Raw genomic sequence first — 14166 nt, forward strand, 5'->3', positions numbered from 1 at the left:
AAATGCATATACACTGTGCCGACGTTTTTTCTCGTCTGGAGAGAATCATGTTGCCACCGATCCTGCGCGCAGTCCTCGCCCCCGCCCTCTTCCTGTCCTGCGCCTTCCAAGCGGCCTCAGCCGCAAACAACTATCCGATCGTCCTGGTGCACGGCTTCCTCGGCTTCGGGCCCGAGCAGTACAGCAACACCGGTTTCAAATACTGGGGCGGCTTCGACGATATCGTCGGCCACATGCGCTCGCACCAGGGCCAGCATCAGGTATGGGCCGCGTCGGTCGGGGCGATCAGCTCGAACTGGGACCGCGCGGCCGAGCTGTACTACCAGATCAAGGGCGGCTGCGTCGACTACGGCAGCAGCCACACGGCCAGCTTCGCCAGCTTTGGCGCCGTGCGCCAGCCCGAAGGCAAATGCTGGGCCGCCGACCCGGCCAACAATCCGCAAGGCTATCCGGCCGCGCTGTATCCGGCCTGGGATGCGCGCCACCCGATCCACCTGATCGGCCACAGCCAGGGCGGCCAGACCATCCGCGCCCTGATCGAACTGCTCGAACACGGCTCGCCGCACGGCGACGAAGGCGGTGGCGAGCTGTACAAGGGCGGCAAGACCGGCTGGGTCGTCAGCGCCACCACCATGTCCTCGCCCAACGACGGCACCAGCCTGCGCGACGCCATGGGCCAGTCGGGATCGGCGCTCACGCAACTGGCGAGCGGCATCGCGGCCATGGCCAGCATCGGCAACGCGGTCCAGCCGGTGCACGATTTCGGACTCGAACAATTCGGCCTGCGCAGCAGCGCGGCCGAACCGTCGGCGGCCTATCAGCAGCGGGTGATGTCCGCGCCGTTCTCGAGCCAGGACAACTTCGACTCGGCCCAGGCCGAAATGACACCCGACGGCGCGCGCACCTTCAATGACTGGGCCAAGACCTCGCCTTCGGTGTATTACTTCTCGATGAGCAACCAGGCGACCGAGGCCGGCAGCATTTGCTGCAACGACACCGACCGCCTGCTGTTCCCGGTCCAGAACCCGGCCTTCCAGTATCCGCGCGCCGACATGGCGGGTCTGACCCGGCCGTATGCGGGCGAATGGGTGATCCCGTCGGCCGGCCTGCGCGGCATGGGCTCCTACACACTGGCGGCGTTGGGCAGGGTTCCGGTCGACCGCACTTGGTTCGTCAACGATGGCGTGGTCAACACGGTCAGCATGCGTGCGCCCTCCGGCCATCCGGCGCGCGACTACGATGGCGCGCCCGTGCGCGGCAGCTGGAACTTCCTGGGCAACTACAAGGCCTACGACCACTTCGACATGATCGGCTGGCCCAAATCGGGGCCGCGCGTGTATCCGATCTACGACAGGGTCGCGGCCATTGTGTACGGCTTATGAGAGGCTGAGGGTGCGCGACCAGGCTTGCAGCTGGGCCACGGTCGCCGTCACGCCGCCGCACACGATCACCAGCACGTTCTTGAACGCGCTCAACTCCGGGCGGCCGGCGTAGGCCACCGCCAAGGAGGCGCCGCAGGCCGGCTCGACCACCACCCGGTGGTCGTCCATGAAGCGGATGCAGGCCGCCACCGCCGCCTGGTCGGTGACCACCATGCTGCTCATCGGATGCACCCGGGTCCAGTCGAACGCGGCCTGCGACACCTGGCGCGAACCGAGGGTGGTGGCGATGCTGGCGATGCGCGGCAGTTCGATGCGAGAGTCGGCCTCGATCGACTGCGCCAGCGAATCGGTGCCATCGGTCTCGACGGCGAACAGCGGCACCTGGTCCCAGCCATTGCGGCGCAATCCTTCGATCACGCCGCACATCAGCCCGCCCCCACCCACCGACAGCACCACTGCGTCGGGAATCACGCCGGCATGCGCCACTTCATCGATCATGGTCGCGTGCCCGGTCCACAGCAGGGGATCGTCGTAGGCGTGGATGAAGGCGTCGTGCTCGCCCACCATCGACAGCGCCAGGTCATTGGCTTCGTGAAAGGAAGCGCCGTGCACGATCACCTCGGCCTGCTCGCGCCGCATCAGCTCGCGGGCGCGCTCGCTGGTCGTTTCCGGCGCCACCACCAGCACCGGCAAGCCCAGCTTGTGTCCCGCGTACGCGGCGGCCAGGCCGGCATTGCCGCCGGACGAAGAGATGAAGCGTTTCGCCCCGCGCCGCGCGTACTCTTCGCAGGCGTAGCCGATGCCGCGCAGCTTGAACGAGCCGGTCGGCTGCAAGGCTTCCATCTTGAGCCAGATCGTCTGGCCCGGCTTGTTGCTCATGGCCGAGGAAGCAAGAAGCGGAGTGTCGATATGTAGTGTCATCGTAAGGTCGTGATCCCGTAAAGTTGTAGAACGTCGTCAAAGTTCCCGAGCCGCGCGCGCAGCGCACTGGCAGGGTTCGAGTCGCGCCAGCAGGGAAAAGTTCCCGATGATAATCAGGCGCTGGAGAGGGTGGGCGTGCGCCTCAAGCGACTGGCCGGCGGCGTGCCGCAGGCAACGCGGTTTTGTCTTGCCGTCCCAAAACCAGGACGGTATCCGGTGGCCGCAGCGGATGAAGCTGGTCGCCCAGAATCAGGCGCAAGGTTGTCGTCGATGGCGGCATGGTCGGCGCGCAGGTCGTATCGGGGAAAGTCAGTCTATCACGCGCCGCCCGCCTCCAGCGGCCGCGCCGCGCGCGCCAGCAGCAGCGCCGCCAGCTCGGACGAATCGACCGGCTTGACCAGGTGATGGTCGAAGCCGGCGTCGAGCGCCAGGCGCCGGTCCTGCTCCTGGCCGTAGCCGGTCACCGCGATCAGGGTCGCGCCGCGCATGCCGTCGGCTTCGCGTATCCTGCGCGCCAGCTGGTAGCCATCCATGTCGGGCAGGCCGATGTCGAGGATGCACACGTCCGGCACATGGCGCGCGGCGCTGGCCAGGGCCGCGTGCGAGCCGTTCTCGGTCAGCACGTCGTAGCCGGACGCTTCGAGCAGCATCGACAGCATCAGCGCCGCATCGGGATTGTCGTCCACCACCAGCACGCGCAACGGCCGCTGCGGCGCGGCTGGCCGTTGCGCGGCCGGCGCAGCCGCCAGCGCCGGGCCGGCCAGCAGGGGCAGGCGCACGGTCAGCACGCTGCCCTTGCCCACGCCCTCGCTGGCGGCGCCGACCTGGCCGCCGTGCAGTTCGACCAGGCTGCGCACCACCGCCAGCCCCACGCCCAGCCCGCCCTGCGAGCGGTCGGCGCTGCGCTCGCCCTGGGTGAACAGGTCGAACACGCGCGGCAGCAGTTCGGCGCCCATGCCGATGCCGTCGTCGCGCACGGACAGCACCAGCTGCTGGCCGTCCAGCGCCAGCTCCAGTACGATATTGCCGCCGTCGGGCGTGTACTTGGCCGCGTTATTGAGCAGGTTGGTGAGCACCTGCACCACCCGTTTGTGATCGCTCATCACGGTCACCGCGCCGGGCAGCAGCAGCACCGCCAGCCGGTGCCGGCGCGCCTCGATCAGCGGGCGCACCTGCTCGACCGCGTCGCCGATCATGCGCTTCATGTCATGCGCTTTCTGGTCGGTGGATATGAGGCCGCGCGTGACCCGCGATACATCGATCAGGTCATCCACCAGCGCCGTGATATGGGCGGTCTGGCGGATGATGATGTCGGTCGTCTCGCGCAGGCGGGCGTCGTCCAGGCGCACATGCTTGAGCAACTGGGCAGCTGAGCTGATCGGCGCCAGCGGATTGCGCAGCTCGTGCGAGAGCATCGCCAGGAATTCATCCTTGCGCCGGTGAGCGTCGCGCAAGTCTTCTTCGGCGCGCAGGCGCTCGGTGACGTCGAGCGTGACCCCGCGCACCGCGAACGGCTCGCCGCCGGCGTCGCAGCGCACCTTGCCGCGGATATCGAGCCACAGCATGCGGCCGTCGTCGGCGCGGATAAAACGCACGATCTCCGCGTAGCCGCCCGCTTCGACGATGGCGCGCTCGCGGGCGCGGCGCATGCGCTCCACGTCGTCCGGATGGATCGATGCGCTGAGCGTGTCGATATCGGGGTCGCGCCGTCCCAGCACCAGTTCGGCATTATCCGAAAACACCATCTTGCCCGAGCCGATTTCCCAGTCCCACACCACCATGCGCGCCGCGTTCATGCCTTCGGACAGGCGCTCGGCGCTGTCGGCGCTGGCCAGCTGCGCGGCATGCGCTTCGCTCACATCGTGGCCCTGCACGAAGATGCCGGTGGTGCGGCCGTCCTTGTCGAACAGCGGCTGGTACAGCACGTCGATATGGCTCTGCGCGACCGGCCCGCCCGCCTCGCGCTGCACTTCCACGCGCAGGCCGCGCCCGACGAAAGGCTTGCCGCCGCGGTAGACCTGGTCGAGCAGTTGTTCGTAACCCTGGCCGCGCACCTCGGGCAGCGCTTCCCACACCGGCTTGCCGAGCAGTTCGCGGTGCCCCACCAGCTGGTAGTAGGCTTCGTTGACCATCTCGAACACATGCTGCTCGCCGGTCAGCACGGCGATGAAGCCGGGCGCCTGGTTGAACAGGTCGCGCAAGTGGCTGCGTTCGACCATCAGGATGCGGTTCATCGCCTGGTGCATCCGGGCCTGGTTGAAATGGTCCTCGCCCACCACCGCCCTGGTGTCCGGGTCGACCGAGGCCAGGTGCGACTGGCGGTCGAAGCGGTACAACTCGGTCAGGTCGATGGCGTTCTGCGCCACGAAGGCGATGCGGCCGTCGGCGTCGCCGATGGGCGTGTGCACGGTGCTCCAGAAGCGCTCCTCGAAGCCGCCGCCGGCGGCCGCCGCGCGCGGCACCGAATAGCGCAGGAAGGCCGTGGTATCGGGCTTGCCGCTGGCGATGGCACGCAGCAGCGAGGAGCGCACCTCGGCGATGTTGGTCGAGCCGGGGTCGTCCGGATTTTCGGGAAAGGCGTCGAACACGTAGCGTCCCAGCAAATCGGTTTCGTCGCGGCCGGTCGCGTGCAGGTAGGCGTCGTTGGCGGCGATGATGGTCAGCTCCAGGTCCATCAGCAGATACGGATACGGGGAGGCGCGAAACAGCGCCTGGTAATCAGCTTGTCGGGTCATACGGAATTGTCGCACGCGCACCCGCTGCGCAAGCCGTGTGCGCGTTGCCGAACGGCACAGCTGGAAAATTTCTGTACGTACAGCTAACGTGCGCGGCAAGACATGGTGTAAGCAGCCAACTAGATTCTTGACCGGTCGCCCCCCGTCGCGCTGGCGCCATGTGCGTCGGTGACGGCATCGGCGCCAGCCGCTCCCATGGCTGGCGGGCGCGCCGCCAGCCAGTGGGCGATCTGTGCCAGCAGCTGGACCGAGTCGACCGGCTTGGCGGTGTAGTCGGAAGCGCCGGCGGCCAGGCATTTGTCGCGGTCTTCCGGCATGGCCTTGGCCGTCAGCGCGATCACGGGCAGTGCGGCAAAGCGCTGGTCGCGGCGCAATCGGGCGATGGTGTCGTAGCCATCCATGCCGGGCATCATGATGTCCATCAGTACGATATCGATATTGCCGTGCCGGTCGAGCTGCTCGAGCGCTTGCTGCCCGCTGTCGGCGGCGACGACCTGCATGTCGTGCCCTTCGAGCATGCTGGCCAGCGCAAACAGATTGCGCGCATCGTCGTCGACCACCAGGATCGTCTTGCCGGCCACGCAGTGCCCGCCGTCGCCGGCCGCCGGGCCCGAGTCGCGCAGGGCTTGGCGCACGCGCTGCAGGAAGCGCACCACCGCACGCGTTTGTGCAGCGCGCCGCGCGTCAGGCGTTTCCGGTACCTGCTCCAGCTGGTGCACGCGCGCCAGGGTCGCGTCATCGAGCTCGCGTTCGCAGTACAGGATCGCCGGCAGTGGCGCCAGTACGGTATCGCCGCGAATTTCTTCGAGCAGGGCGACGCCGTCCATGTCAGGCAGCTCGAGCGCGATAATCATGCCGTGATAGGTCTTGTTGCGCAGGGCGCGCAGCGCATCGGCCGCGGTCTCGACGGCGTCGAGCACGATGTCGGGACCGGCGAGCACGGCTTCCACCGGTGCGCGCCGCGCGATGTCGTCACCGATCAGCAGCAGCGCGCGCAAGGGCCGTTCCATGTGGCGCGTGACGTCGGCGAACACGCGTGCCAGGGTCTCCAGGTCGGCCGGCTTGGTGTTGAAGCTGGCCACGCCATGCAGCTCGTCCGGCTGCGGGCAGTCGCGCACCGAAATCACGTGCACCTCAATGTCGCGCGTGCGTGCATCCTCGCGCAACTGGTCGGCGATGCGCCAGCCGTCGCCGTCGGGCAGCCCGATGTCGAGCGTGATGGCGTCGGGCAGGTAACGCTGCGCCAGCAGCACGCCATCGGCGCCGTTGCGTGCGATCAGGGTGGCGAAGTCACGCTGCTGCGCCAGTTCTTCGAGTGTGCGCGCAAACACCGGGTCGTCTTCGATGACGAGCAGCAGCGGCGCATCGGCGCACACGGCCGGCTGCCGGGCCAGCACGGCGGGCGCGTCCATGCGCGCCGGGTCCATGGCCGACGCCGCCGCGCGCTGCGGCGCAGCGGCGTCCACGCCGAGCGGCTGCGGCAGGTAAAAGGTGAAGGTGCTGCCGTGCCCTTCGGCGCTGTCGACGTCGACAGCGCCATTGAGCAGATGCGCGATTTCGCGCGAAATCGCCAGTCCGAGGCCGGTGCCGCCATAGCGCCGCGACGTGCTCGAATCGGCCTGCTGGAACGCTTCAAAGATCAGCTTTTGCTTGTCCTCCGCGATGCCGATGCCGGTATCGCTGACGCTGAAGGCAAGCACCAGCGGCGCCTGGTCGAGCGTGCCGCTACCGCTACGCCAGCCGCTACGCACCGGGCGCACGGCCAGGGTCACGGTGCCGTGCTCGGTGAACTTGACCGCGTTCGACAACAGGTTTTTGAGCAGTTGCTTGAGGCGCAGGCCATCGGTGCGCAGCAGCGCCGGCAGCGCCGGCGACAACTCGAAAGCCAGCGCCAGCCGCTTGAATTCGACCTGGTAGCGGAATGCCTTGTCCAGGTCGCTCACGAGCTCGCTCACGGCGACGTCGTCGAGCTCGATGCTGGCGCTGCCCGATTCGATCTTGGACAGGTCGAGGATGTCGTTGATCAGCAGCAGCAGATCGCGCCCGGCGCCGTGCATGACGCGCACCATTTCCAGCTGGCGCACGGACAGGTTCCGGTCGCGGTTCTGGCGCATCTGCTCGGCCAGCAGCAGCAGGCTGTTGAGCGGGGTGCGCAGCTCGTGCGACATATTGGCCAGAAATTCGGACTTGTACTTGGAGGTCCGCGCCAGCTGCTCGGCCTTTTCCTGCAGCGACAGGCGCGCCACCTCGATCTCGCGGTTCTTGCGTTCGACTTCGGCGTTCTGCTCGGACAGCTGGAGCGCCTTCTGCTCCAGCTCGGCGTTGGTTTTTTGCAGCTCGTTCTGCTGCGACTTGAATTCGCCCTCCAGCAACAGCGCCTGCTGGCGCAGCAGGCGCTCGGTGCCGGACGCGGTCTCGATCGAATTGAAGACGATGCCCAAGCCCTCGGCCAGCTGGTCGAGAAATTTCAGATGGATCGCCTGAAACGGCTCGAAGGCGCCGATCTCGATGACGGCCTTGACCGCGCCTTCAAACAGGATCGGCAGCACCACGATGCTGCGCGGCGGCGCCTGCCCCAGGCCGGAGACGATCTGCACATAGTCGGACGGCACGTTGGTGATCAGGAGACGCTGCTTTTCAAAGGCGGCCTGACCCACCACTCCCTCGCCCACCTCCCATTGCTGGGACAAGTTCTTGCGCTCCTGGTAGCCATAGCTGGCCATCAGGCGCAACCGGGCCAGGAGGGTGTTGTCGGCGCCCCCGGCCTGCATCAGGTACAGCACCGCATGCTGGGAACCGACCAGCGGCGCCAGCTCGGACAGCAGCAGGCGCGCCACAGTGGCGATGTCGCGCTGGCCCTGCAGCATGCGGGTCAGGCGCGCCAGGTTGGTCTTGAGCCAGTCCTGCTCGGTATTGCGTTCGGTGGTCTCGCGCAGGTTGCGGATCATCTGGTTCAGATTATCCTTGAGGTCAGCGACCTCGCCGCGCGCGGCGACCTGGATCGAACGCATCAGGTCGCCCTTGGTGACCGCCGTGGCGACCTCGCCGATGGCACGCACCTGGGTCGACAGGTTGGCCGCCAGCTCGTTGACATTGTCGACCAGGTCTTTCCAGCTGCCGGAGGCGCCCGGCATGACCGCCTGTCCGCCCAGTCGGCCCTCGACCCCGACTTCGCGCGCCACCCGCGTAACCTGGTCGCTGAAGGTGGCCAGGGTATCGACCATGTCGTTGATGGTTTCGGCCAGCGCCGCCACCTCGCCCTTGGCCGGCACTGTCATCTTTTGCTTGAGGTTGCCCACGGCCACGCCGGTCACCACTTTGGCCATGCCGCGTACCTGGTCGGTCAGGTTGTCGGCCATCAGGTTGACGCTGTCGGTCAGGTCTTTCCACACGCCCGAAATGCCCCTGACCTGGGCCTGGCCGCCCAGCTTGCCCTCGGTGCCGACTTCGCGCGCCACCCGGGTGACCTCGCCGCTGAAGGCATTCAACTGGTCGACCATGACGTTGATCGTGTTTTTCAGTTCGAGGATCTCGCCGCGCACATCGACCGTGATCTTGCGCGACAGGTCGCCGTTGGCCACGGCCGTGGTGACGGTGGCGATATTGCGCACCTGGCCGGTCAGGTTGCTGGCCATCAGGTTGACATTGTCGGTCAAGTCCTTCCACACCCCGGCCACGGCAGGCACATAGGCCTGGCCGCCCAACCGGCCCTCGGTGCCCACTTCGCGCGCCACCCGCGTGACCTCGCCGGCGAAGCCGCGCAACTGGCTGACCATGGTGTTGATGGTTTCCTTAAGCTGCAACACTTCGCCGCGCACGTCGACGGTGATGGTCTTGGACAGGTCGCCATTGGCCACCGCCGTGGTCACCGTGGCGATGTTGCGCACCTGGTCGGTCAGGTTGCTGGCCATCAGGTTGACATTGTCGGTCAGGCCGCGCCACACGCCCAGCACGCCCTTGACCTGGGCCTGGCCGCCGAGCCGGCCCTCGATGCCGACCTCGCGCGCGACCCGGGTCACCTCGCCGGCAAAGGCGTTCAACTGGTCGACCATGATGTTGATGGTGTTCTTGAGCTGTAACACCTCGCCGCGCACGTCGACCGTGATCTTCTGCGACAGGTCGCCATTGGCCACGGCGGTGGTGACGGCCGCGATATTGCGCACCTGGCCGGTCAGGTTGCTGGCCATCAGGTTCACGCTGTCGGTCAGGTTTTTCCAGGTGCCGGCCACTCCCGGCACCTGGGCCTGGCCGCCCAGGCGGCCCTCGGTGCCCACTTCGAGCGCGACCCGGGTCACTTCGCCGGCGAAGCTGTTCAACTGGTCGACCATGATGTTGATGGTGTCCTTGAGCTGCAGCACTTCGCCGCGCACGTCCACCGTGATCTTTTGCGACAGGTCGCCGTAGGCCACGGCCGTGGTCACGGTGGCGATGTTGCGCACCTGCGCGGTCAGGTTGTTGGCCATGCGGTTGACGTTGTCGGTCAGGTCCTTCCACACCCCGGAGACGCCCTTGACATCGGCCTGGCCGCCGAGCTTGCCCTCGGTACCGACCTCGCGCGCCACCCGCGTCACCTCGCCGGCGAAGCTGTTCAACTGGTCAACCATGATGTTGATCGTATCCTTCAGCTGCAGCACCTCGCCGCGCACGTCGACCATGATCTTTTGCGACAGGTCGCCGTTGGCCACGGCGGTGGTGACGGCCGCGATATTGCGCACCTGCCCGGTCAGGTTGCTGGCCATCAGGTTGACGCTGTCGGTCAGGTTTTTCCAGACGCCGGAGACGCCCTCGACCTCGGCCTGGCCGCCCAGCCGGCCCTCGGTACCGACCTCCACCGCCACCCGCGTGACTTCGCCCGAGAAGCTCTTGAGCTGGTCGACCATGACGTTGATGACCTCTTTGATCTGCAGGATTTCGCCCTGGGCCTTGACCGTGATCTTCTGCCCCAGGTCGCCGCTGGCGATGGCGGTGGCCACCTTCGAGACGTCGCGCAACTGCACCGTCAGGTTGCCGGCCATGGCATTGACGCTATCGGTCAGGTCTTTCCACACCCCGGACACATCCTTGACCTGGGCCTGGCCGCCCAGCTTGCCCTCGGTGCCGACCTCGCGCGCCACCCGCGTGACCTCGCCGGCGAAGCTGTTCAACTGGTCGACCATGACGTTGATGGTGTTTTTCAGTTCCAGCACCTCGCCCTTGACGTCGGCCGTGATCTTGCGCGACAGGTCGCCCTTGGCCACCGCCGTGGTGACCTCGGCGATGTTACGCACCTGGCCGGTCAGGTTGCTGGCCATCGCATTGACGCTGTCGGTCAGGTCTTTCCAGACCCCGGCCACCTCCTTGACCTCGGCCTGGCCACCCAGCTTGCCCTCGGTGCCGACTTCGCGCGCCACCCGCGTCACCTCGCCGGCGAAGCTGTTCAACTGGTCGACCATGATGTTGATCGTATCCTTGAGTTCACGGATTTCGCCGCGCACCCCGACTGTGATCTTGCGCGACAGGTCGCCGCGCGCCACCGCCGTGGTCACCTCGGCGATGTTGCGCACCTGGTCGGTCAGGTTGTTGGCCATCAGGTTGACATTTTCGGTCAGGTCTTTCCACACCCCGGCCACGCCGCGCACGTCGGCCTGTCCACCCAGCTTGCCCTCGGTGCCGACCTCGCGCGCCACCCGCGTCACTTCGCCGGCGAAGCTGTTCAACTGGTCGACCATGATGTTGATGGTGTCCTTCAGGCGCAGGATCTCGCCCTTGACGTCGACCGTGATCTTGCGCGAGAGGTCGCCGCGCGCCACCGCCGTGGTCACCTCGGCGATATTGCGCACCTGGTCGGTCAGGTTGTTGGCCATCAGGTTGACGCTCTCGGTGAGGTCCTTCCAGACCCCGGAGACGCCCTTGACCTCGGCCTGGCCGCCGAGTTTTCCTTCGGTGCCCACTTCGCGCGCCACCCGGGTCACCTCGCCGGCGAAGCTGTTCAGCTGGTCCACCATCAGGTTGATGGTGTCCTTCAGGCGCAGGATCTCGCCCTTGACGTCCACCGTGATCTTGCGCGACAGGTCGCCCTGAGCCACGGCGGTGGTGACCTCGGCGATGTTGCGCACCTGGCCGGTCAGGTTGCTGGCCATCAGGTTGACGTTGTCGGTCAAGTCCTTCCACACCCCGGAGGCGCCCTTCACCTCGGCTTGGCCGCCGAGCTTGCCTTCGGTGCCGACTTCGCGCGCCACCCGGCTCACCTCGCCGGAAAAACTGTTCAGCTGGGCCAGCATGGTGTTGATGGTATTGGCGGTCTTGAGAAATTCACCCTTGAGCGCGCGCCCCTCGATATCGAGCTGCATGGTTTCGGTGAGCGCACCGCGCGCCACCGCCCCGATCACCCGGCCAACTTCACGCACCGGCTGCACCAGGTTGTCGATCATCGAATTGATGGCCGTGACGATCACGCCCCAGGCACCGTCGGACTTGTCGAATTTCATGCGCTGGCCCAGCTTGCCATCGTTGCCGACCGACAGCGAGACGCGCTCGATGGCGCGGACCAGTTTCTCGTGAGTCCCCACGATATCGTTGAGGGCGTCGGCGATGCGTCCGTCCAGCCCCGGCCAGTCGTACGGCAGACGCACGCTGAAATCGCCATGGCGCACGGCGTCGAGCGCGTGCAGCAGCAAGCCCGGCACCAGCGGGCCGTGCAGCCCGGTGGCGCCGGTCGCGCCCGGGCTGTCGGTGGCGCGCCGCTGCCGGCTGCGCTGTTCGGTCCATGCGGTTTCCGTCGTCATACGGGTCTCCTGTGCGCCAGCGCGGCGTGCGCGGTGCCGCTGTCGAGCGGGCACGGAACGGCGCGCGGCCCGGTTTGCGGCAGGATGAACGGCCCGCGCGCGAGCAGTTCCAGCATGGCGTCGCCGCTCACCGGCTCGCTGAAATAATTACCTTGAAGTTCGTCGCAAGCGTGCGCCATCAGGAATTCGACCTGGGCCGCCGTCTCCACGCCTTCAGCCACCACCGTCATGTTCAGCACGTGCGCCAGGGTGATGATGGCGCGCACGATCGCCCCATCGCTGGGATCGGTCGCGATGTCGCGCACGAACGAGGCGTCGATCTTGAGCTTGTCGATCGGCAGCCGCTTGAGGTAGGCCAGCGACGAATAGCCGGTGCCGAAGTCGTCGATCGCGATCGCGATGCCCTGCGCGCTGATGCGTTGCAGCGCCTCGATCGCGGTGGCCGGGTCGCTCATGACGCCGGACTCGGTCAGCTCGACTTCGAGCAAGCCCGGATCGATGGCGGCGCGCGACACCACCGCTTCGATGAAGCCGGCCACGTTGGTGCGACGAAACTGGAGCGGCGAGATATTGACGGCGATCGGCGTGTCCGTCACGCCGCGCGTGCGCCAGCGCGCCAGTTCGGCGACCGCCTCCTGCAAGGCCCAGCTGCCGATCGGATCGATGCGGCCGGTTTCCTCGGCGACCGGAATGAAGATGCTGGGCGGGATCGGCTTGCCGTCGCGCTGGGTCCAGCGGATCAGCGCCTCCGCGCCGCACACGGCGCCGCTGACGGCATTCACCTTGGGCTGGTAGTGCAGCACGAACTCGTCGTCGTCGATGGCGCGCTGCAGGGCGCTGCCGAGCTGCAGCCTGCGGCTGACCGCCTCCTGCATCAGCGGGGTGAAGAAGGCGAAGCGCCCGCGCCCCTCGTGCTTGGCGTTGTACATCGCCGTGTCGGCGTTGCGCAGCAGGGTATCGGGGCGGGTGCCGTCGTCGGGATAGACGGCGATGCCGATGCTGGGGGTGACGCACAGCTGCTTGCCCTCGATCCAGCAGGGGGCGCCGACGGCGCGCAAGATCTTGTCGGCCACCAGCGCCGCATCGTTGACCGCGTGCAGGTCGAGCAGCAGCACGACGAATTCATCCCCGCCCAGGCGCGCCACGGTGTCGCCGTCGCGCATACAGGTGCCGAGACGTTCGGCGACGTCCTGCAGCAGGCGGTCGCCGGCCGCGTGGCCGACCGAATCGTTGATTTCCTTGAAGCGGTCGAGGTCGATGAACAGCACCGCCAGGCTGCCGGCCGGGCGCTCGCGCTGGCTGGTGGCGCGGCCGAGGCGGTCTTCCAGCAGCAAGCGGTTGGGCAAGCCGGTCAGGCTGTCGTGCAGCGACTGGTGCAGCACATACGCTTCGAGCTGCTTGCGCTCGGTGACGTCGCGCGACACCATCACAAGGCTGTCGGGCGCGCCGTCCAGCCCCGGCACCAGGGTCGCCTCGGTCTCGAAATGGTAGTCGCTCTCGCCGAGGACCCGGTACTGCAGGCGGGCACGCCCGGCACCCTGGGCGATACAGGCCAGCTCGGCGACGATGTGCTCGCGGTCGTCCGGATGGACGATATCGAGATAGCAGCCGCCCATCCGGATCGCATTGCCAAACTCGGTATCGTAGGACGGGCTGGCGAAGGTCCAGCACCCCGCCGGATCGAGCAGGGCCACGTAGTCGCCCGCATGCTGGATGATCAGCCGTTCCGGCGAGTCGCGCCGCTGGCACGACTCGGCCTGGGTGCGCGCGGCCACTTCCGCCTGCAACGCGCAGTGCAGCGTGTCGGCGCGCTCGCGTTCGCGCCGCAGCGCCAGGTTCAGCACCACGCATTCGCCGTCGCTTTCCATCTGGCGGCGGCGCGTGCGTTCGAGATCGATGAAAACGCGCACCTTGGCCTTGAGCACTTCGGGAGCGACCGGCATGAACAGGTAATCGGCCGCGCCAAGGTTGTAGCCCATCGTACGATCGAGGTCGGTGGCCCGGTGCGAGGTCAGGAAGACCAGCGGCGTCGCCCGGCTGCGCGCCCGGCCACGGATCAGGCGCGCCGTCTCGAAGCCGTCCATGCCGGCCATCTTGACGTCGAGCAGGATGACCACGAAGTCCTGGTGCAGCAGCAGAAGCAGGGCTTCCTGGCCCGAGGCGGCGGTGACGACGGTGGCGTCGAGATCGCCGAGCACGGTGCGCAGGGAGAACAGCGTCGCCGGGTCGTCGTTGACAAGCAATACATTGACATTGTCGCTCGCTTCGGCCCCGGCCTTCGCGCGGAGCCCCGGCCTCTTGCCGTCTCGCTCACCGATCATGTTCCCTCCAGATTGACGGGGCCGCCGCGTTCAGGAGCGCCAG

General features: G+C 67.2%; 5 protein-coding genes. 1 reads left to right on the forward strand and 4 read right to left on the reverse strand.

Translation table 11 applies throughout. The features are described 5' to 3' along the window. Nucleotides 1-47: 47 nt before the first annotated feature. Nucleotides 48-1382 (forward strand): esterase/lipase family protein, encoded by a 1335-nt coding sequence (locus IV454_RS31065; RefSeq protein ID WP_206089433.1) that lies wholly within the window; start codon nt 48-50, stop codon nt 1380-1382. Here IV454_RS31065 and IV454_RS31070 read toward each other — a convergent pair. The 4 genes from IV454_RS31070 to IV454_RS31085 all read right to left on the reverse strand — a co-directional run bounded on the left by IV454_RS31070 (nt 1377) and on the right by IV454_RS31085 (nt 14123). Then, a complete protein-coding gene (locus IV454_RS31070; protein ID WP_206089434.1) occupies nt 1377-2303 on the reverse strand; it encodes a pyridoxal-phosphate dependent enzyme in 927 nt (308 codons plus the stop codon). The two genes, IV454_RS31065 and IV454_RS31070, sit on opposite strands and share 6 nt — an antisense overlap. 317 nt (nt 2304-2620) lie before the next feature. Further along, complete coding sequence (locus IV454_RS31075; protein WP_206089435.1) at nt 2621-5038, reverse strand: PAS domain-containing hybrid sensor histidine kinase/response regulator; 2418 nt, start codon at nt 5036-5038, stop codon at nt 2621-2623. Between the two features lie 119 nt (nt 5039-5157). Next, nucleotides 5158-11802 (reverse strand): HAMP domain-containing protein, encoded by a 6645-nt coding sequence (locus IV454_RS31080; protein ID WP_206089436.1) that lies wholly within the window; start codon nt 11800-11802, stop codon nt 5158-5160. Beyond that, nucleotides 11799-14123: a GGDEF/EAL domain-containing response regulator gene (locus IV454_RS31085; protein ID WP_206089437.1), complete on the reverse strand. Its 2325-nt coding sequence runs from the start codon at nt 14121-14123 to the stop codon at nt 11799-11801. Before IV454_RS31085 ends, IV454_RS31080 begins: the two co-directional genes overlap by 4 nt. Between the last annotated feature and the right edge of the window lie 43 nt (nt 14124-14166).

The organism is Massilia antarctica (assembly GCF_015689335.1).
GTDB lineage: Bacteria > Pseudomonadota > Gammaproteobacteria > Burkholderiales > Burkholderiaceae_D > Telluria_A > Telluria_A antarctica.